Origin of the sequence: Prevotella communis (assembly GCF_022024115.1) — a bacterium.
Lineage (GTDB): Bacteria > Bacteroidota > Bacteroidia > Bacteroidales > Bacteroidaceae > Prevotella > Prevotella communis.
In genome coordinates, this window is sequence record NZ_CP091792.1 from 1,164,234 (window position 1) to 1,185,180 (window position 20,947).

12 protein-coding genes, 2 tRNA genes and 1 rRNA gene are annotated in these 20,947 nt (G+C 47.5%); 13 read left to right on the forward strand and 2 right to left on the reverse strand.

Features of this window, described 5'->3' with window-relative positions; all coding sequences use genetic code 11:
• The first annotated feature begins 4 nt into the window (after positions 1-4).
• The 3 genes from scpA (at position 5) to map (ending at position 5,078) form a co-directional block, all read left to right on the forward strand.
• On the forward strand, positions 5-2,170 hold the full coding sequence (gene scpA, locus L6468_RS04520; protein ID WP_237795754.1) for a methylmalonyl-CoA mutase: 2,166 nt from the start codon (positions 5-7) through the stop codon (positions 2,168-2,170).
• 99 nt (positions 2,171-2,269) lie between these two features.
• The gene (locus tag L6468_RS04525) at positions 2,270-4,237 is read left to right on the forward strand and encodes a sugar phosphate nucleotidyltransferase (protein WP_237795755.1); all 1,968 of its coding nucleotides are present in this window, start codon (positions 2,270-2,272) and stop codon (positions 4,235-4,237) included.
• Positions 4,221-5,078 carry a type I methionyl aminopeptidase gene (map, locus tag L6468_RS04530; protein WP_237795757.1) on the forward strand — a complete coding sequence of 286 codons (858 nt, stop codon included), beginning with the start codon at positions 4,221-4,223 and terminating at the stop codon, positions 5,076-5,078. Before L6468_RS04525 ends, map begins: the two co-directional genes overlap by 17 nt.
• Here the strand turns inward: map and L6468_RS04535 are convergent.
• Positions 5,072-5,392, reverse strand: coding sequence for a hypothetical protein (locus tag L6468_RS04535; RefSeq protein ID WP_237795760.1), 321 nt, complete (start codon positions 5,390-5,392; stop codon positions 5,072-5,074). The genes map and L6468_RS04535 overlap by 7 nt on opposite strands.
• Positions 5,393-5,628: 236 nt before the next feature.
• On the opposite strand from L6468_RS04535, the gene L6468_RS04540 reads away from it, so the two are divergent.
• The 7 genes from L6468_RS04540 (at position 5,629) to leuB (ending at position 16,292) form a co-directional block, all read left to right on the forward strand.
• On the forward strand, positions 5,629-7,284 hold the full coding sequence (locus L6468_RS04540) for a glycogen/starch synthase (RefSeq protein ID WP_091815938.1): 1,656 nt from the start codon (positions 5,629-5,631) through the stop codon (positions 7,282-7,284).
• Between the two features lie 36 nt (positions 7,285-7,320).
• The gene (gene glgP / locus L6468_RS04545) at positions 7,321-9,891 is read left to right on the forward strand and encodes an alpha-glucan family phosphorylase (protein ID WP_091815936.1); all 2,571 of its coding nucleotides are present in this window, start codon (positions 7,321-7,323) and stop codon (positions 9,889-9,891) included.
• 273 nt (positions 9,892-10,164) lie between these two features.
• On the forward strand, positions 10,165-11,670 hold the full coding sequence (locus L6468_RS04550) for a 2-isopropylmalate synthase (protein WP_237795762.1): 1,506 nt from the start codon (positions 10,165-10,167) through the stop codon (positions 11,668-11,670).
• On the forward strand, positions 11,667-13,043 hold the full coding sequence (gene leuC / locus L6468_RS04555) for a 3-isopropylmalate dehydratase large subunit (protein WP_237795763.1): 1,377 nt from the start codon (positions 11,667-11,669) through the stop codon (positions 13,041-13,043). Before L6468_RS04550 ends, leuC begins: the two co-directional genes overlap by 4 nt.
• Positions 13,040-13,630 carry a 3-isopropylmalate dehydratase small subunit gene (gene leuD / locus L6468_RS04560; protein WP_091815926.1) on the forward strand — a complete coding sequence of 197 codons (591 nt, stop codon included), beginning with the start codon at positions 13,040-13,042 and terminating at the stop codon, positions 13,628-13,630. Before leuC ends, leuD begins: the two co-directional genes overlap by 4 nt.
• Entirely contained in the window at positions 13,609-15,198 is a 1,590-nt protein-coding gene (locus L6468_RS04565) for an alpha-isopropylmalate synthase regulatory domain-containing protein (RefSeq protein ID WP_091815923.1), read from the forward strand. Before leuD ends, L6468_RS04565 begins: the two co-directional genes overlap by 22 nt.
• 32 nt (positions 15,199-15,230) lie before the next feature.
• Positions 15,231-16,292 (forward strand): 3-isopropylmalate dehydrogenase, encoded by a 1,062-nt coding sequence (leuB, locus tag L6468_RS04570; RefSeq protein WP_091815920.1) that lies wholly within the window; start codon positions 15,231-15,233, stop codon positions 16,290-16,292.
• Positions 16,293-16,300: 8 nt separating this feature from the next.
• Here the strand turns inward: leuB and L6468_RS04575 are convergent, their stop codons facing one another.
• On the reverse strand, positions 16,301-18,652 hold the full coding sequence (locus tag L6468_RS04575) for a mechanosensitive ion channel family protein (RefSeq protein WP_348535127.1): 2,352 nt from the start codon (positions 18,650-18,652) through the stop codon (positions 16,301-16,303).
• A gap of 455 nt (positions 18,653-19,107) precedes the next feature.
• Between L6468_RS04575 and L6468_RS04580 the strand changes: the two genes are divergently transcribed.
• From L6468_RS04580 to L6468_RS04590, 3 genes are all read left to right on the forward strand, one after another.
• A 16S ribosomal RNA gene (locus L6468_RS04580) occupies positions 19,108-20,637 on the forward strand.
• Positions 20,638-20,761: 124 nt separating this feature from the next.
• Positions 20,762-20,835: transfer RNA gene (locus L6468_RS04585), tRNA-Ile, on the forward strand.
• A 20-nt stretch (positions 20,836-20,855) separates the two neighbouring features.
• Positions 20,856-20,929: transfer RNA gene (locus L6468_RS04590), tRNA-Ala, on the forward strand.
• Positions 20,930-20,947 lie beyond the last annotated feature (18 nt).

The following is a 20,947-nucleotide window of genomic DNA, read 5'->3' on the forward strand; positions in this document are numbered from 1 at the left end:
AATTATGCGTAAACAGTTTAAAGATATTGATATCTATGCAGGCATCAAGGCTCAGGATGGTGCCAAGTGGATTAAAGATAATGGTATTGAGGCCAACTGGAAGACCCCAGAGCACATCGAGGTTCGTCCAGTTTATACAAAGGAAGACCTTGAGGGTATGGAGCACCTCGACTTTACAGCTGGTATCCCTCCCTATCTGCGTGGTCCGTATTCGATGATGTACCCCTTCAAGCCTTGGACCATCCGTCAGTATGCCGGATTCTCAACGGCTGAAGAGTCGAATGCCTTCTATCGCCGTAACCTGGCTTCTGGACAGAAGGGTCTTTCTGTGGCTTTCGACCTGCCTACACACCGTGGTTACGACCCTGATAACGCTCGTGTAGTGGGCGATGTGGGTAAGGCGGGTGTGTCCATCTGTAACGAGGAGAATATGAAGGTGCTCTTCAGCGGTATCCCCTTGAATAAGATGTCTGTGTCAATGACCATGAACGGTGCTGTGCTGCCTATCCTGGCATTCTACATCGTAGCTGGTCTGGAACAGGGCGCTCAGCTCGAGGAGATGGCTGGAACTATCCAGAACGATATCCTGAAGGAGTTCATGGTGCGTAACACCTATATCTACCCACCTGCATTCTCCATGAAGATTATCGCTGATATCTTCGAATATACCTCGCAGAAAATGCCTAAGTTCAACAGCATCTCTATCTCAGGTTATCACATGCAGGAGGCTGGTGCTACAGCTGATATCGAGTTGGCTTACACCTTGGCAGATGGTATGGACTACCTGCGTACGGGTGTGAATGCGGGTATCGATGTGGATGCTTTTGCTCCTCGACTCTCGTTCTTCTGGGCTATCGGTATGAACCACTTTATGGAGATTGCCAAGATGCGTGCAGGCCGACTGCTGTGGGCTAAGATTGTAAAGAGCTTCGGTGCCAAGAATCCTAAGTCGCTGGCGCTGCGTACTCACTCGCAGACATCAGGATGGTCACTCACCGAGCAGGACCCATTCAATAACGTAGGCCGTACCTGTATCGAAGCTATGGCTGCTGTGCTGGGTCACACCCAGTCGCTGCATACCAATGCCCTTGATGAGGCTATCGCTCTGCCTACCGACTTCTCGGCTCGTATCGCTCGTAACACCCAGATTTATATCCAGAACGAGACTAAGGTGTGTAAACAGATTGACCCGTGGGCTGGTTCTTACTATGTTGAGACCCTGACCAACGAACTGGTTCACAAGGCTTGGGAGCATATCCAGGAGATTGAGAAGCTGGGTGGTATGGCTAAGGCCATCGAGACCGGTCTGCCTAAGATGCGTATCGAGGAGGCTGCTGCCCGTACGCAGGCTCGTATCGACAGTGGTGTCCAGACCATTGTTGGTACCAACAAGTATCGTTTGGAGCACGAGGATCCTATTGATATCCTTGAGGTTGATAACACCGCTGTACGCAAGCAGCAGGAGGAGAGCCTGAAGGAGGTTCGCTCTACCCGCGACGAGGCTGCTTGTCAGGCTGCGCTCAAGGCCATCACGGAGTGTGTCCGTGATTTCAATGAGGGTCGTAAGAGCGAGAACAACCTGCTCGACCTGGCAGTAAAAGCCGCTCAGTTGCGTTGTACCCTTGGTGAGATTTCAGATGCCTGCGAAGAGATCGTAGGTCGTTATAAAGCAGTAATCAGAACAATTTCAGGCGTGTACAGTTCAGAGTCTAAGAATGATAGCGAATTTGAGTTGGCTTGTAAGCTGACTGATGAGTTCGCAGAGAAAGAAGGTCGTCGTCCTCGTATTTTCATCGCTAAGATGGGGCAGGATGGTCACGATCGTGGTGCTAAGGTAGTTGCTACGGGTTATGCCGACTGTGGTTTCGACGTAGATATGGGACCACTGTTCCAGACACCTGCCGAGGCCGCACGCGAGGCTGTGGAGAATGACGTCCATGTTGTTGGTGCTTCGTCTCTGGCTGCAGGTCACAAGACACTCATTCCTCAGCTTATTGAAGAGCTGAAGAAGCTGGGTCGTGAGGATATCATGGTCATTGCAGGTGGTGTTATTCCTGCTCAGGACTATGACTTCCTGTATAAGGCCGGTGTGGCTGCTATCTTTGGTCCTGGTACCTCTGTGGCTAAGGCTGCTGTGGAAATGATGAAGATTTTGCTCGATAAAGAGTAGATAATCAGTTAAATATCAAATTACTGCCCACTAAATTTGGTGGGCAGTAATTTTTTGATTACCTTTGCACGTGTCATTTTAGATTTAAGTTACAAAACTATGATAAAGCTATTTGTGCCAGGCCGTTTGTGCCTGTTTGGAGAACACACAGACTGGGCAGGCCATTATCGTACCATGAATGCCGATATCGAGCCTGGTGCTGCCATCGTTACTGGTATTGAACAAGGTATATATGCAGAAGTGGAGAAGTCCTCAATGTTTGAGGTGAAGTGCTCTTTCCTGAATGAATCTGGCGAGAACGCAGATTTCTCGTGTAGAATGGATGAACAGGAACTGAAACGTGTGGCACGTTCCAAGAACTTCTTCTGCTACTGTGCTGGTGTGGCATCTTATATGCTGGAATGGTATAAGGTCGGTGGCGTGAGTATTAATATCACGGATATGACGCTCCCAATGAAGAGCGGCCTGTCGTCATCGGCAGCTATCTGTGTGTTGGTAGCTCGTGCGTTCAACTTGCTGTATAACTTGAATCTGAACACCATGGGCGAGATGAATATCGCTTATGTAGGTGAGTTGCGTACCTCTTCGCGTTGTGGACGTCTGGATCAGGCATGTGCCTTCGGTGTGAAGCCTAGTCTGATGAAGTTCGATGGCGATGAGATCGAGGTTCAGACCCTGAATGTCAAGAAACCTCTTTATTGGGTCTTCGCTGACCTTTGTGGTAAAAAGAATACCATTAAGATTCTGGCCGACTTGAATAAAGCCTATCCTTTTGCCTCCAATGAGCGCGAACAGAAGTTGCATGATGCATTGGGACAACATAATCAGGATATTATCAATCGTGCAATTAAGTTTATGGCTGAGGGCGAGATTGAGCGTCTTGGTATGCTGATGACAGAAACTGAAAAGGTATTTGATGAACAAGTGGCTCCCCTTTGTCCGGAGGAGTTGCGTGCTCCGAAACTCAAGGCTGTTCTTGCTGATGAACATATCAAAGCTCTGACTTATGGCGGGAAGGGTGTAGGTTCGCATGGTGACGGTTCGGTGCAGTTCCTGGCTAAGGATGCGGATTGTCAGCAGCAGTTGGTCGACTATCTGAAGGCGGAGGGTATGCCTGCATATAGTCTGACGATTAATCCTGTTCATACAGTACGTAAGGCAATCATTCCTGTGGCAGGCTTTGGTACTCGTCTCTATCCTGCGACGCGTTGTCAGAAAAAAGATTTCTTCCCTATACCTTGTCCTGATGGCATGGTGCGCCCAGTTATCCTGATTCTGCTGGAAGAACTGGTGCAGAGTGGTATTGAGGAGATTTGCCTGGTACTTGGCAGTGAGGAAGAACGTCAACTGTATACTGATTTCTTCGAACGTCCTTTGACGCAAGAGCATTTAAGTAAGTTGAATGCAGAGTGTCAGGAGTATGAGAACAGGATCTTGGATATTGGCAAACGCTTGCGCTATGTCTATCAGACAGAAAAGCGTGGCTTCGGTCATGCCGTTTATCAGGCTGCACATTTTGCAGGCAACGAACCTGTATTGCTGATGCTCGGTGATACCCTGAGCCGTTCTACATCTAATAAACCCTGTGCCCTGCAGCTTATTGAAGCATACGAACGCTATAATCGCCTGATTCTTGGCTTATATCCCGTTCCTGTGTCAACTGTGAGCCATTTCGGTATTATGTCTGGCGTATGGGAGGATAAGGACGAGCGCATCATGCACGTTCATGCTTTCGTAGAAAAGCCTAAGGCCAGTTATGCAGAGGAGTTCCTTGGTGTGAAGAATAAGCAGGGCGACAAGGAATACTGTTCGGTATTCGGACAATATATCCTGACACCTGAGGTGTTTGCCCAGTTGGAGGCAGATATAGCTGCAGCCGACGCTGAGGGTGATATGACAAAGGAAATCGGATTGACAGAGGCGTTGGAAGCTGTCAGAAAGCGCTCCGGTATGATAGGCTTCCGCCTGAAAGGTCTTCGTTACGATATGGGTAATCAGGGCGCATTGATTAACACTATTACGGAATTTTCGCAAAAGACAATAGAAGATAATGGTAAAAAAGCGTAGATGGCACTGTCTGTCAGGACAGGAACCAACGGAATTTGATAAGCAGATTATGTATTGGGAGAACAAGGGAAAGCTTGTTCCTACCCGTGAGTTGATAAAGACTCCAGAACAGATTGAGGGCATCCGTAGGGCTGGTGTGGTAAACACTGCAGTTCTAGATGCTGTGGCAGCAACTATTCATGCAGGCATGAGTACGCTGGAGATTGACCAGCTTTGCCGGAAGGTATGCGAAGAGCATCATGCCATTCCAGCCTGCTTGAATTATGAGGGATTCCCCATGAGTGTGTGTACCAGTATTAATGAGGTGGTATGTCATGGTATTCCTAAAGAAGAGGATGTGTTGGAGGAAGGCGATATCATCAATGTCGATTTCACCACCATCTTGGATGGCTATTATGCCGATGCCTCTCGCATGTTTATTATCGGTAAGACAACACCTGAAAAGGAACAGTTAGTACGTGTTGCCAGGGAATGCTTGGAGATAGGTATGGAGGCTGCCAAGCCTTGGGGTTTTGTAGGTGATATCGGTCATGCTATTGAGAAGCATTGCAAGAAATATGGCTATGGTATCGTACGCGACTTGGCCGGTCATGGTGTAGGACTTCAGTTCCATGAAGATCCGGAGGTGAACCACTACGGACATCGTGGTACGGGTATGCTACTCGTGCCAGGTATGGTATTCACTATCGAACCAATGATTAATATGGGTACGTGGCGCGTATTTATTGATGCCGATGATCCCTATGGATGGGAGGTTATCACGGAAGATGAGAAACCCAGTGCCCAATGGGAGCATACATTGGTCATGACGGACCACGGTGTTGAGATACTTACTTATTGACGTTTAGGTCTGACAAATGGCAGAGTGCTTGGCAACTTCTGCCATTTGCCGTCATTAGGCACCTTTAAGGTAGAGCCTTTGCCTTGCTTTAATACATAGATGCTATCGTTCTCGCGTGTCAATGTGGCTTCAAGATCCTCACTGCCGTAGTCATTTACCATTTGCAGGTGAGCCTTGTTTCCTTTGACTTTCGCGCTGACAATAGGCCAACAGAAACTGTTACGCTCTTTGCCCAGGTAGCCGGGTAGGGGACCAAGCAAGTCTTGGTCGGGAATAATAACATCCTGATCATAGAAGTTGATTCGCAAATACACTTTGTACTCTTTATTATATAAATAGGTGTGAAATGTTGTCTTATCGCTTTGTGCATAGGTTGCGAAACTCCATAAAGCACAGATACTTATCAAGATAGCTCTCATTTTTTTCTTGTTTAGAATACAAAGTTAGCAGATTTAAATCAATTATTTCTGAAAAACGGGAAAATAGTTTGGAGTTTTTGCTAGATTTAATATTATTTTAAGTATCTTTGCAGCCATATAAAACGTGTAAAATGAATAAAAAGCTATTAACTCCAGACTATATCTTTGAATCGAGTTGGGAGGTTTGTAATAAAGTTGGTGGCATCTACACCGTCCTTTCAACCCGGGCAAAAACCTTGCAGGAAAAATTTGAAGATAAGATCATCTTTATTGGCCCTGATTTCTGGAAAGAAAAAGAGAGCCCATATTTCCGTGAAGAACCTTCTCTCTTTGCTGAATGGCAGTGGGAGGCTAAGGAGCAGGGACTTAAAGTCAGGGTAGGACGTTGGACTGTACCAGGCGAACCTATCGCAGTCCTGGTGGATTTTACACCGTATTTCGAAAAGAAAAACGAGATTTATACTTGGTTGTGGGAGAATTATCGTGTGGACTCCCTTCATGCTTATGGTGACTATGATGAGGCTTCAATGTTCTCATATGCAGCCGGATTGGTTGTAGAAAGTTTCTATCATCACTCTCTTTCAAGTAAGCAGAAGGTGGTTTACCATGCTAATGAATGGATGTGTGGTCTTGGTGCTCTCTATATTAAGAACAAGTTGCCACAGATAGCCACCGTCTTTACAACCCACGCTACAAGTATTGGTCGTTCTATTGCCGGTAATCAGAAACCTCTCTATGATTATCTTTTTGCCTATAATGGTGATCAGATGGCTGAGGAACTGAATATGCAGTCAAAGCATTCTATTGAGAAACAGACGGCATGGCATGTCGACTGCTTCACAACAGTGAGCGATATCACAGCCAATGAGTGCAAGGAATTGCTGGATAAACCTGTTGATGTGGTACTTCCTAATGGCTTTGACAATAGTTTTGTGCCAAAGGCTGCCTCGTTTACAAAGAAACGTAAGGCTGCACGTCAGAAGATGTTGCAGGTGGCCAATGCGCTGTTGGGTGAGAATCTGGATGATGAGACGATTATTGTTTCAACCTCTGGCCGGTATGAGTTCCGCAATAAGGGTATCGATGTGTTTGTAGAAGCCATGAACCGCCTGCTGCGTGACCGTGACCTGAAGAAAAAGGTTCTTGCTTTCATTGTTGTGCCCGGTTGGGTAGGTGAGCCTCGTAAGGACTTGCAGGAGAGACTGGAAAGTGGTAAGTCCTATGATACTCCCTTGGAGGTTCCGCAGGTTACTCACTGGCTTCATAATATGGGTCACGACAGTGTGCTTAATATGATGAAGTATTACGATATGCACAATCGTCATGAAGATAATGTTAAGGTGGTTTTTCTGCCCGATTATCTGGATGGTCGTGATGGCATCATGAATCTTACCTATTATGATGTTGTCTTGGGTAATGACCTGTGTATATATCCCTCTTACTACGAGCCTTGGGGCTATACCCCGCTTGAGGCCGTAGCATTTAAAGTGCCTTGTATTACTACTGATTTGGCTGGTTTCGGACTGTGGGCCAATAAGGAATTTGGACATGAAGGTCAGTTGCAGGATGGTGTACGTGTGATACATCGTACAGACTATAACTATTCTGAGGTGGCCGACTATATCAAGGACACTGTAGCGGAATTCTCAACGATGTCTAAAACAGAGGTCGATGCTTGTCGTAAGGCTGCTGAGACACTCTCTAAAAAAGCTCTTTGGAAAGAATTTATCAAGTATTATTATGAGGCATACGACATAGCTTTGAAGAAGGTCGTTGCCAGAAGTTAGTGTTATTCAATGTAAAATCCCTTAATAAGTAAAGATATGAAAATTAAAGCTGACTACGTGAATGCTCCTCAATGGAAGGAGATGATTGTAAAATCTCGTCTGCCAGAGGAGTTGAAATGCCTTGGTGAGATTGCACACAACTTGTGGTGGGTATGGAACTATGAGGCTCGTGACCTTTTCCGTGACCTCGATCCAGAACTCTATCACGACGTGAAGCACAACCCCGTGATGTTGCTCGAGCGTCTGAGCTTTTCGCGTAAGGAAGAGATTGTCAAGGACAAGGCTCTGATGAAGCGTATCAAGGATGTATATAAGATGTTTCGTGCTTATGTTGACGTAAAGCCCGATGCAAAGCGCCCTTCTGTAGCATACTTCTCTATGGAGTATGGTATGCACTCTGCCCTGAAAATTTACTCTGGTGGTCTTGGCATGTTGGCCGGTGACTATCTGAAAGAGGCCTCTGACTCAAATGTTGATATGTGTGCCATTGGCTTCCTCTATCGTTTCGGCTACTTCACCCAGAGCCTGTCAATGGATGGACAGCAGATTGCCAACTATGAGGCTCAGAATTTTACGTCGCTGCCTATTGAGCGCCAGCTTGACGAGAACGGACAGCCAATGGTGGTTGACGTTCCTTATATGAACTATACGGTTCATGCTTATATTTGGCGTGTCAACGTGGGTCGTATCAAGCTGTATCTGCTCGATACCGATAATGATATGAACTCAGAATACGACAAGCCTATCACTCACTCACTTTATGGTGGTGACTGGGAGAACCGCTTGAAGCAGGAAATCCTGCTCGGTATCGGTGGTGTGCTCACCCTGAAGAAACTGGGTATCAAGAAGGATATTTATCATTGTAACGAGGGACATGCTGCTCTTTGTAACCTGCAGCGTCTGTGCGACTATATCGAGGAAGGACTGACCTTCAACCAGGCCATGGAACTGGTTCGTGCCAGCGGTCTCTATACCGTACACACACCTGTTCCTGCAGGACACGACTACTTTGATGAGGGCCTCTTCGGTAAGTATATGGGAGGTTATCCTCAGAAGTTGGGTATCTCTTGGGATGAGTTTATCGGTATGGGTCGTACAAATCCTGATGACCACGGTGAGAAGTTCTGTATGTCAACTTTCGCTTGCAACACTTGTCAGGAGGTTAATGGCGTATCTATGCTCCACGGCTGGGTTTCACAGAAGATGTTTGCCGGCATCTGGAACGGCTATTATCCCGAGGAGAATCACGTGGGCTATGTCACCAATGGTGTACACTTCCCCACATGGTGTGCTACCGAGTGGCGCCGTGTCTATGCAAAGTACTTTGATACCAAACATATGAGCGACCAGTCAAACGAGGAAATCTGGCACGGTATCTACAATTGTCCCGATGAGGAGATTTGGGAGACCCGTATGGCCCTGAAGAATAAGTTGTTCGACTATATCAAGGAGCAGTTCCGTGATACATGGCTCAAGAATCAGGGTGATCCCTCTCGTGTGGTTGCTCTGCTTGATAAGATGAACCCCAATGCGCTGGTCATTGGCTTCTGCCGCCGTTTTGCTACCTATAAGCGTGCACATCTGTTGTTCATGGACGAGGCTCGTCTGTCTAAGATTGTAAACGATCCCGAACATCCCGTTATTTTCCTCTTTGCAGGTAAGGCTCACCCCGCAGATGGTGCTGGTCAGGGTCTGATTAAGCGTATCTACGAGATTTCTCAGCGTCCTGAGTTCCTGGGTAAGATTATCTTCCTTGAGGACTATGACTTCCTGTTGGCTCGCCGCCTTGTATCAGGTGTTGATATCTGGATGAACACGCCTACACGTCCTCTTGAGGCTTCTGGTACCTCTGGTGAGAAGGCCGAGATGAATGGTGTTGTCAACCTCTCCGTGAAAGATGGCTGGTGGCTTGAGGGCTATCGTGAGGGTGCTGGATGGGCTCTTACCGAGAAGCGCACCTATCAGACTCAGGGCTATCAGGACCGTCTTGATGCAGCTACTATCTATGGCTTGCTCGAGAACGAGATTATACCTCTTTATTATAATAAGAACAAGAAGGGTATCAGTGAAGGCTGGGTGAAGGTTATCAAGAACTCTATCGCTCTCATTGCTCCTCACTACACCATGAAGCGTCAGCTCGATGATTACTATGATAAGTTCTATGTAAAAGAAGCAAAGCGTTTCAAGGAAATCTCTAAGAACAACAACCAGTTGGCTAAGGATATTGCTCAGTGGAAGGAAACAGTTGCTGAGCGTTGGGATAGCATCAATGTTGTTTCTGCCGAGTGGAATATTCCTTCAACGGGTCTCGAGACAGGTCAGGAGTACACACTCCGTTATGTCATAGATGAGCAGGGACTTGAAGATGCCGTTGGACTGGAGAAGGTCAATGTATTTGTCAACAAGGAAGGTGAAGAGCGTATCTACTCTATCGAACCATTGAAGATGGTGGGTCGTGAAGGCAATAACTTTGTATTCGAAGCTAAGCTGGCTCCTCATCAGGCTGGTGCGTACAAGTGTTCAGTACGTATGTATCCAAAGAACAAGAATCTGCCTCATCGTCAGGATTTCTGCTACGTTAAGTGGTTAGAGTTGCCTCAGATGTAAAAAAAGTATCGATTTATTTGCATGATTGGCTGGAAATATGTAAATTTGCAGCCGAAAAGAAGAAAAAAGTATTAAAATGATACAGCAGAGCCTACTAAACGCCATTATTATTATTCGACTGCAACTATGTGGTCGGAAGTGATGAGGCGTATATATAGAGCAGGTAAATGCTAACATACATTTGAATCATACAAGAGCCTTTCTCACTTCCGAGTGTGAAAGGCTTTTTTCGTATAACGTCATAACGATTTAACGACATAAAAAGAAACTAAGATGAGTGACAGATTGTTTATTTTCGACACGACACTGCGCGATGGTGAACAGGTGCCTGGATGCCAGTTGAACACCGTAGAGAAGATTCAGGTGGCTAAGGCCTTGGAGCAGTTGGGCGTTGACGTGATTGAAGCAGGATTCCCTATCAGTAGTCCGGGCGATTTTAATTCGGTAATTGAGATTTCAAAGGCCGTCACTTGGCCTGTTATCTGTGCGTTAAGCAGAGCTGTACAGCGCGATATTGACGTGGCAGCCGAAGCGTTGAAGTATGCCAAGCACAAACGTATCCATACCGGTATCGGCACAAGTGACGAGCATATCAAGTTCAAGTTCAATAGCACGCGTGAGGAGATTCTTGAGCGAGCTGTAGCTGCGGTGAAGTATGCGCGCCGTTTTGTGGACGATGTCGAGTTCTATGCCGAGGATGCCGGACGAACGGACAATGAGTACCTGGCTCGTGTCGTTGAGGCCGTCATCAAGGCCGGTGCCACGGTGGTCAACATCCCAGATACGACAGGCTATTGTCTGCCTGAAGAGTTTGGACAGAAAATACGTTATCTGAAGGAGCATGTTGATAATATCGATCGTGCTATCATTTCCACCCACTGTCACAATGACTTAGGTATGGCTACGGCCAACACGCTTGAAGGTGTGCTCAATGGTGCCCGTCAGGTTGAGGTCACAATCAATGGTATAGGTGAACGCGCCGGTAATACTAGTTTGGAGGAGATTGCCATGATATTGAAATGTCACAAGTCAATCGATATCGAGACCAATATCAACACACAGAAAATCTATCCTACATCTCGTTTGGTTTCCAGTCTTATGAATATGCCTGTCCAGCCCAATAAGGCTGTCGTAGGACGTAATGCTTTTGCTCATTCCAGCGGTATCCATCAGGATGGTGTGTTGAAGAACGTGCAGACCTATGAGATTATGGATCCTAAGGATGTTGGTATTGACGACAACTCTATTGTATTGACCGCACGTAGTGGTCGTGCTGCCTTGAAACATCGTCTGCATATCAATGGCGTTGACGTGAGCGATGAGGAGAAGGTCGATAAGATTTACGAGAAATTCCTGGCTCTGGCCGATTTGAAAAAAGAGGTAAGCGATGCCGATGTGCTGATGTTAGCGGGTGCCGATACGGCTGAGCAACATGCTGTGAAACTCGACTTCCTGCAGGTTACCACGGGTAAGGGCGTGAAGAGCGTGGCTTCTATCGGACTGGATATCAGTGGACAGAAGTTTGAGGCTGCATCCAGTGGCAATGGTCCGGTGGATGCCGCTATCAAGGCTCTGAAGAAGATTATTATGAAGCACATGACATTAAAGGAATTCACCATTCAGGCTATCTCCAAGGGGTCTGATGATGTAGGTAAGGTACATATGCAGGTAGAGTACCAGGGTGCTTTGTACTATGGCTTTGGTGCTAATACCGACATTGTGACCGCTTCCGTGGAAGCCTATATAGACTGTATCAATAAATTCAAGAAAGCAGAATGAACACACTTTTCGATAAGATATGGGACGCCCATGTGGTACAGACCGTGACCGATGGTCCCACACAACTTTATATTGATCGCCTCTACTGTCATGAGGTGACTTCACCACAGGCCTTCGATGGTATGCGTGCCAGGGGCTTAAAGTGTTTCCGTCCGGAACAGATTGTCTGTATGCCCGACCATAACACGCCTACTCATGATCAGGATAAGCCAATTGCCGACCCTGTCTCAAAGAAACAGGTGGATACCTTGGAACGAAATGCCCGTGAGTTTGGCTTGAAGCATTTTGGTATGATGTCAAAAGATAATGGCATCATCCATGTGGTAGGTCCGGAGAAAGGACTCTCGTTGCCCGGTATGACGATTGTATGTGGCGACTCTCATACCTCTACCCATGGTGCCATGGGTGCTGTTGCTTTCGGTATCGGTACCAGTGAGGTCGAGATGGTCATGGCTTCACAATGTATCCTGCAGCAGAAACCAAAGTCTATGCGAATCACCATCAACGGACAGTTGGGTAGGGGAGTGACGGCCAAGGATGTTGCCCTCTATCTCATGGCGAAACTGACAACCAGTGGTGCCACGGGATATTTTGTTGAGTATGCAGGTGAAGTGGTTAAGAACCTGTCGATGGAAGGTCGCCTGACGCTCTGTAACCTTTCTATTGAGATGGGGGCGCGTGGAGGTTTCATAGCTCCTGACAACGTGACCTTTGATTATATAAAAGGTAAGGAATACGCCCCCAAGGGTGAGGATTGGGATAAGGCCATGGCCTATTGGCGCACGCTGAAAAGTGGCGATGACGCTGTGTTTGATAAGGAACTGGTGTTTGATGCTGCGGATATCGAACCTCGTATCACTTATGGCACCAATCCCGGTATGGGAATCGGTATTACAGAGTCAATTCCTGCTGAGGGTGATGCCAATTTTAATAAATCTTTGCAGTACATGGGCTTCAAGGAAGGTGAGAAACTGTTGGGCAAGAAGATTGACTATGTCTTCCTGGGCGCCTGTACCAACGGCCGTATCGAGGACTTCCGTGCCTTTGCGTCTATCGTGAAAGGACGTCAAAAGGCTGCTGATGTGGTGGCATGGCTGGTACCTGGCTCATGGGCTGTTGACAAGCAGATTCGTGAGGAAGGACTTGATAAGGTTCTCGAAGCTTCAGGCTTTGAAATCCGTCAGCCTGGTTGCTCAGCCTGTTTGGCGATGAACGATGACAAGGTTCCTGCAGACAAGTATGCCGTATCAACGAGCAACCGTAATTTTGAGGGCCGTCAGGGACCTGGTGCACGCACCATCCTCTGTTCCCCCCTTGTAGCTGCCGCTGCAGCAGTCACTGGAGTAATCACTGATCCACGTACATTATTATGAAACAGAAATTTGACATCATCACATCTACCTGCGTGCCCTTACCTTTAGAGAACGTAGATACAGACCAGATCATTCCCGCCCGTTTCCTGAAAGCCACGGATAAAGAGGGCTTTGGCGATAATCTCTTCCGTGACTGGCGCTATCGTCCCGATGGCAGTATCGTTGAGGATTTTGTTCTCAATGACCCGAAGTACAAAGGATGTATCCTCGTGGCAGGTAAGAATTTTGGTTCTGGTAGCAGTCGTGAACATGCCGCCTGGGCTATCGCTGGCTATGGCTTTCGTGTGGTTATCAGCAGCTTTTTTGCTGATATCCATAAGAACAACGAACTGAATAACTTTGTTCTTCCTGTGCAGGTGAGCGAAAACTTTCTGCAGGAACTCTTCCAGACAATTCAGAATAATCCCGATACTCAGGTCGAGGTTGATCTGCCTAATCAGACCGTGACCAATAAAGCAACTGGCAATAGCGAGCATTTTGATATTAATGGCTATAAGAAGCACTGTCTGATGAATGGTCTTGATGATATCGATTTCCTCGTGGCCAATAAAGATAAGATAGAAAAATGGGAACACCAGAGAAACTGAATACGTATCAGCGCATTTTGCCCTTTGTGGAGATTATGGACTCCACGCTCCGTGATGGCGAACAGACCAATGGCGTGTCGTTCCTGCCTCACGAGAAGTTGGTGATGGCGCGCAAACTGCTCTCCGATGTCAACGTAGACCGTATCGAGGTGGCTTCTGCACGTGTCTCTGAGGGAGAACACGAGGCCGTCTCCAAAATATGTGCCTATGCCCAGAAGATGGGACTCTTGAGTCGTGTTGAGGTCTTAGGCTTTGTTGATGGTGGACAGAGCATCGACTGGATTGACAGTTGTGGCGGTCGTGTCGTAAACTTGTTGGCCAAGGGTTCACTGAAACACTGCACTCATCAGTTGCACAAGACGCCAGAAGAGCATATCAACGATATTCTTAGTGAAGTGGAATATGCTGCCAGCAAGGGCATCAGTGTGAATCTCTATCTGGAGGACTGGTCTAACGGCATGAAGGACTCCCCAGAGTATGTATATCAACTGATGGATGCAATAACCTCTTCCTCCCCCTTGGGGAAACAGGGAGGGGTCCAGCGTTTCATGCTCCCTGACACCCTTGGCGTGATGAACCCTTTGCAGGTCATCGAGTATTTCCGTAAGATGATAAAGCGTTATCCTGATGTCCATTTTGATTTCCATGCACATAATGATTACGACCTTGCGGTAAGTAATTCCTTGGCAGCCGTATTGAGTGGTGCCAAGGGGCTGCATGTCACCGTGAATGGGCTGGGTGAGCGTTGTGGTAATGCGCCGATGGCTTCTGTTCAGGCTATTCTGAAGGATCAGTTCCATGCCAAGACAAATATTGTAGAGAGTCAGCTCAATGACCTCTCACGTATGGTCGAGAGCTTTAGTGGCATCACGGTAGCCCCCAACCAGCCTATCGTTGGTGAGAATGTGTTTACGCAGGTGGCTGGTGTGCATGCCGATGGCGACTCGAAGGATAAGCTTTATTATAACGAGTTGGTTCCAGAACGTTTCGGACGTAAGCGTGAATATGCCCTGGGAAAGAATTCGGGTAAGGCTAATATCGCTAAGAATCTTGAGGAACTGGGGTTGGAACTCACGCCTGAGCAGACACGCCGTGTCACGGAACGTATCACAGAACTGGGTGACAAGAAGGAGATTGTGACACAGGAAGACCTGCCCTTTATCGTCAGTGACGTCTTGAAGCACGACGGTTCCGAGGATAAGGTCAAACTGATCAGTTACATGGTCTCTACGGCTTATGGCCTGCGCCCGGGTGCTAATGTCAAGGTAGAAATCAATGGTCAGCAGTATGATGGCAGTGCTGTGGGTGATGGTCAGTATGACGCTTTTGTCAAGGCGCTTCGTTATATTTATAAGAAGTATCTGAACCGTACGTTTCCTGTCTTGGCCAATTATCAGGTTACCATTCCGCCGGGCGGACGTACCGATGCCTTGGTACAGACAGTCATCTCTTGGCATTATAATGGGGGTATCCTGCGCACACGCGGACTGGATGCTGACCAGACGGAGGCTGCTATCAAGGCCACGTTCAAGATGCTGAACATCATCGAAAACGAGATTCCTAATTAGTAAAATAGTGTATAACTTCTAAGTAAATTGATATGAAACTAAAAATAGCTATTCTTCCGGGCGACGGTATCGGACCGGAGATTATGAAACAAGGTGTGGCTGTGCTCAATGCTGTAGCAGAGAAATGCGGTCATGAGTTTACTTACGAGGAAGCGTTGGTAGGTGCCTGTGCCATTGAGGCCTGCGGTGATCCTTATCCGGAGGCTACCCATCAGGCGTGTATGAATGCAGATGCCGTGCTCTTTGCGGCAGTGGGCGATCTGAAATATGATAATAACCCCACGCTGAAGGTACGTCCTGAGACTGGTTTGCTGGCTATGCGTAAGAAGCTTGGCCTCTTTGCCAACGTGCGTCCGGTGGCTACATTCGACTGCCTCCTGCATAAGTCACCCCTGAAGGAGGAACTGCTTCGCGGGGCAGATTTCGTGGTGCTGCGCGAACTCACTGGTGGTATGTACTTCGGGGAAAAATATCAGGACAATGATAAGGCATACGATACCGATGTATATACGCGCCCAGAGATTGAGCGTATCCTGAAGGTTGCTTTCGAGATGGCTATGCAGCGTCGTAAGCATCTTACGGTTGTGGACAAGGCCAACGTCTTGGCGTCTAGTCGTTTGTGGCGCCAGATTGCCAAGGAGATGGAACCGCAGTATCCCGAGGTGCAGACTGATTATATGTTTATTGATAATGCCTCGATGCGTGTGCTCACCGAACCGCGCTTCTTTGATGTTATCGTGACAGAGAATACCTTTGGTGATATCCTTACTGATGAGACTTCATGTATCACGGGTTCAATGGGCTTGCAGCCTTCGTCTTCTTTAGGCGAACACACACCGCTCTTCGAACCTGTCCATGGCTCATGGCCACAGGCAGCCGGTCAGAACCTGGCCAATCCCTTGGCTCAGATTCTTTCTGCTGCTATGCTGTTGGAACATTTCGGACTGAAAGAGGAGGGCGCCCTTATCCGTAAGGCTGTCGACGCATCGCTCGATGCCAATGTCCGTACGCCCGAGATTCAGGTTGAAGGCGGACAGAAATATGGCACACGCGAGGTAGGAGAGTGGATAGTTAATTATATCAAGGCGAATTAATCTATCGTCTAAACCCTTACCTCCTTTAACTCCTCTAAATTCTTAATAGTAATATCGCGCTGTGGGAATGGTATTTCGATGCCATTCTCATAGAGCGTATTATAGACGCACTTTAATACATCACTGATCACGTACGATTTCTTCACGGCATCAGCCCACACAAAGAGCTTGAAATCTACGCTTGAGTCGTTCATGCCGCTCATCACCGACTTCACCTTCTTCTCAGGATCCATCCATTCATGGTGTAGATTGTTGACGGCGTTCTCTACCAGATCCGTTACTTGTTTCAAGTTCGAACCATAGGCCACTCCAAATGGGATGACTGCCAGGATATAACCGTTGTTCTTGGTCAGGTTCTTATAGTTCTTGGCAAACAACTGACTGTTTTGGAAGGTGATAATCTCTCCATATACAGACTCAATGATCGTTGACGTGTAGTTAATCGAGGTCACCTTTCCTCTTGTGCCGTCCACCTCAATCCAGTCGCCCACACTGATACGGCCGGCCATCAGCGAGGCACCATAGTAGATATTCTCGATGATATCTTTCGATGCAAAACCGATACCGGTTGACAGTCCGCCTGAGATAGCCAGCAACCATGCCACGCTGATATTCATGATAGAGAGTGACATCAGCAGCCATACTCCCCATACCAGTACTTGAATCACGTTGCGTCCCATCACCTCTCTGCTGGCGGCAGTCGAGGGGTCGCCTGCTTTGTAGTGGTGCTTCAGCAGTGACAGGATGGTACTTGCTATATACTTGAACATGAAGAACAGGTTTACCACCATACAGAGTTTCAGGATGCTCACCTGCAGGTTCTCCAGGTCGATAAAGTGCTTCTTGAAAATCTGCCAGCACAAATCGCTTAGGTTAAACACGTCGGCAGCCCAGTATATAGAGATCATCACAGACAGAACACCCATCACGGGCAGCATTACCTTATAAAATAGCATGTAGGCCCATGTCTCTGTAATAGGTTTCTCTTCAAAGCCGCGGCGTGTGCCGTATAGTTTCAGATACTGACTCACACAGGTGATTGTCAGGATGCAGGTCAACTGCATAATCCACCATATCAGTATCTGTACGGCCATCAGTGTATAGCCCACCCATGAACATATCAATGACAGTATAAAGATTGCCTGTGATATATAGGTATAGAACATGTCCGACTGTGGAATGTTCTGATGGTGCTTCCTCATCATACGCCATTGCCATAGCGTGCAGAGCAGGAGTAGGGGAGGGAATATCAGGTTAACCAACTCTCTGGGGATAAGTATGATACGGAATGCAATGACCATGAATCCCACAAAGAGCAGGGGAGCGTAGATGTGGAACGCACTGCGTATCTGCCGGCCGTTTACTCTGAGGAGCAGTGATATCAGTATCACACTCAGCAACCAGGCGTATTCTATCAGCAGACTGCTGGCCATGAGGAAGAAATTCTGATTCAGCGTTGCTTTCAAGATACCCAGGATGGCGGCAAAGGTAACGGTGGTTGTCGCCATAATCACGCACGAGCGCTTCTTGAGGAACTCACTGGTGTGGAATCGCTTGGGCAGGAACTTAAATATAATAAGGTTTAAGATAACGGCTACCAGGATATAAAAAACAATGATGGTAAAGAGCTGGATGATTACCGAACTGTCCCAGTCAGATTCTTCTTTGTTGGGCGTGTACTTATCCAGGATAACCGACTCGGCCTCAGTGAGTTTGGTCCTGAACTCCTTGATGACCGTAAAGTAGTTCTCACCGCCATTTTTGAAGATGCTTTTCTGGATGTCATCATATCGCATGTTGGCATACTCATTCAGATTCTTCAGACGTTGCTCAGCCATCTCGTAGAAGGAGATATAATTGGCCACCTGTCCTCTGTTCTCTATCAGTGTGTTCTGGATATTGATAGCGAGGGTCAGACAGACACTGCGGTCGGTCCTTCCTTGTTCTTCCAGCATGTCAGGACGCATTGACTTCAGACTGTTTATCAGGCTGTCGTATTTTGCAATCTCTACGTCGCTTTCTTCCAGATAGGCCTTAAAGGGCAACTGTTGTTTCTGAAAAGACTGATACTGCTCCGTAGCCTCATGACAGGCGTAGGTCAGGTCAAACACATAATTCGTGTTTTGCGAATAGAGCATCAAAGCATTCTGATTGCTTTTTTTGATAGTCTCCTTCAGTTGGTCCACGATACTCTTAGCCGCTTCTTTGCGCTCGTTCGACTGTGAGTGCAGTTCGGTATGCTTTTCTGTTAGTTCCGTACGTAGCACGCTCAGAGTTTGCTCCAAATCTTTTTCTTTCAGTACGGCATACGCATCTGTCAGGGTAAACAATACGAGTAGGGTAGCTATTATTTTCTTCATGTACATATGTTTATTTTCTAAAATTTGGGCACAAAGGTACGAAAAGAAGTGAGTAATACAAAAAATATTGATTCTTTTTTTTGTGTCATTTTTACATTACTCTGCTCTCTATATAATATATAATAAGGTGAGTTTTTAAGGTTTGTCAAATAACTCGAAAACCTGCAATTTTTTTATGAAAAAAAGTAGTAAAATGTTTGGTGGTTCAGAAAAAAGTCGTACCTTTGCATCCGCTTTCGCCTAACAACGGGCAAGGCACTAAAGAAAGAGTTCTTTGAAAGATTTACATAGACAGAAGTAGTACAAGAAGCGAGAGTAATTTCGGTTACTCTTGGGTAGAAGAAACAAACCGTTTAATTCTTAACTTGATACTGGATAGTCGTTCTGAGACAGATATAAAAGATTTTGAAAGCAGCATTTCCTGCTTTAGCAAAACTTTAGAGATAAAACATTTTACAATGAAGAGTTTGATCCTGGCTCAGGATGAACGCTAGCTACAGGCTTAACACATGCAAGTCGAGGGGCAGCGAGAAGAAAGCTTGCTTTCTTTGTCGGCGACCGGCGCACGGGTGAGTAACGCGTATCCAACCTTCCCCTTAGTAGAGGATAGCCCGGCGAAAGTCGAATTAATACTCTATGTTGTTCGTTGCGAGCATTCAAGATGAACCAAAGGTTTACCGCTAAGGGATGGGGATGCGTCTGATTAGGTTGTTGGCGGGGTAACGGCCCACCAAGCCCACGATCAGTAGGGGTTCTGAGAGGAAGGTCCCCCACATTGGAACTGAGACACGGTCCAAACTCCTACGGGAGGCAGCAGTGAGGAATATTGGTCAATGGACGGAAGTCTGAACCAGCCAAGTAGCGTGCAGGATGACGGCCCTATGGGTTGTAAACTGCTTTTGTACGGGAATAAAGTGAGGGACGTGTCCCTTTTTGTATGTACCGTAAGAATAAGGACCGGCTAATTCCGTGCCAGCAGCCGCGGTAATACGGAAGGTCCGGGCGTTATCCGGATTTATTGGGTTTAAAGGGAGCGCAGGCTGGAGATTAAGCGTGACGTGAAATGCCGCGGCTCAACCGTGGAAGTGCGTCGCGAACTGGTTTCCTTGAGTGTATTCGACGTCAGCGGAATTCGTGGTGTAGCGGTGAAATGCTTAGATATCACGAAGAACTCCGATTGCGAAGGCAGCTGGCGAGGCTATAACTGACGCTAAAGCTCGAAGGTGCGGGTATCGAACAGGATTAGATACCCTGGTAGTCCGCACGGTAAACGATGGATGCCCGCTGTATGCGATATAGTGTATGCGGCCAAGCGAAAGCGTTAAGCATCCCACCTGGGGAGTACGCCGGCAACGGTGAAACTCAAAGGAATTGACGGGGGCCCGCACAAGCGGAGGAACATGTGGTTTAATTCGATGATACGCGAGGAACCTTACCCGGGCTTGAACTGCAGGAGAACGATTCAGAGATGATGAGGCCCTTCGGGGCTCCTGTGGAGGTGCTGCATGGTTGTCGTCAGCTCGTGCCGTGAGGTGTCGGCTTAAGTGCCATAACGAGCGCAACCCCTGCGACTAGTTGCCATCAGGTAAAGCTGGGCACTCTGGTTGGACTGCCACCGTAAGGTGTGAGGAAGGTGGGGATGACGTCAAATCAGCACGGCCCTTACGTCCGGGGCTACACACGTGTTACAATGGGAGGTACAGAGAGATGGTGTTCCGCAAGGCGCATCTAATCCTAAAAGCCTTCCTCAGTTCGGATTGGGGTCTGCAACCCGACCCCATGAAGCTGGATTCGCTAGTAATCGCGCATCAGCCATGGCGCGGTGAATACGTTCCCGGGCCTTGTACACACCGCCCGTCAAGCCATGAAAGCCGGGGGCGCTTGAAGTCCGTGACCGCAAGGATCGGCCTAGAGCGAAACTGGTAATTGGGGCTAAGTCGTAACAAGGTAGCCGTACCGGAAGGTGCGGCTGGAACACCTCCTTTCTGGAGAGAATGACTAGACAGAAGTTAAGATGGTTAGTTTTAACCCAAGCTTCTTTACTACACGCTGTTTATATATAGAGAATGTATGAGGCTGGGCAGAGGTACCCCCTCTGACCAAACTGACAGTCCTATAGCTCAGTTGGTTAGAGCGCCACACTGATAATGTGGAGGTCGGCAGTTCAAGTCTGCCTGGGACTACTTCGATTTCTCTATCCCATGGGGGATTAGCTCAGTTGGCTAGAGCGCTTGCATGGCATGCAAGAGGTCATCGGTTCGACCCCGATATTCTCCACAATCCTCACAACGAGGA

Bases quoted from the DNA above. Each gene is read 5' to 3' on its own strand.
- scpA (WP_237795754.1), top strand. From the start codon at position 5: ATGCGTAAACAGTTTAAAGATATTGATATCTATGCAGGCATCAAGGCT.
- L6468_RS04525 (WP_237795755.1), top strand. From the start codon at position 2,270: ATGATAAAGCTATTTGTGCCAGGCCGTTTGTGCCTGTTTGGAGAACAC.
- map (WP_237795757.1), top strand. From the start codon at position 4,221: ATGGTAAAAAAGCGTAGATGGCACTGTCTGTCAGGACAGGAACCAACG.
- L6468_RS04540 (WP_091815938.1), top strand. From the start codon at position 5,629: ATGAATAAAAAGCTATTAACTCCAGACTATATCTTTGAATCGAGTTGG.
- glgP (WP_091815936.1), top strand. From the start codon at position 7,321: ATGAAAATTAAAGCTGACTACGTGAATGCTCCTCAATGGAAGGAGATG.
- L6468_RS04550 (WP_237795762.1), top strand. From the start codon at position 10,165: ATGAGTGACAGATTGTTTATTTTCGACACGACACTGCGCGATGGTGAA.
- leuC (WP_237795763.1), top strand. From the start codon at position 11,667: ATGAACACACTTTTCGATAAGATATGGGACGCCCATGTGGTACAGACC.
- leuD (WP_091815926.1), top strand. From the start codon at position 13,040: ATGAAACAGAAATTTGACATCATCACATCTACCTGCGTGCCCTTACCT.
- L6468_RS04565 (WP_091815923.1), top strand. From the start codon at position 13,609: ATGGGAACACCAGAGAAACTGAATACGTATCAGCGCATTTTGCCCTTT.
- leuB (WP_091815920.1), top strand. From the start codon at position 15,231: ATGAAACTAAAAATAGCTATTCTTCCGGGCGACGGTATCGGACCGGAG.
- L6468_RS04575 (WP_348535127.1), bottom strand. From the start codon at position 18,652: ATGAAGAAAATAATAGCTACCCTACTCGTATTGTTTACCCTGACAGAT.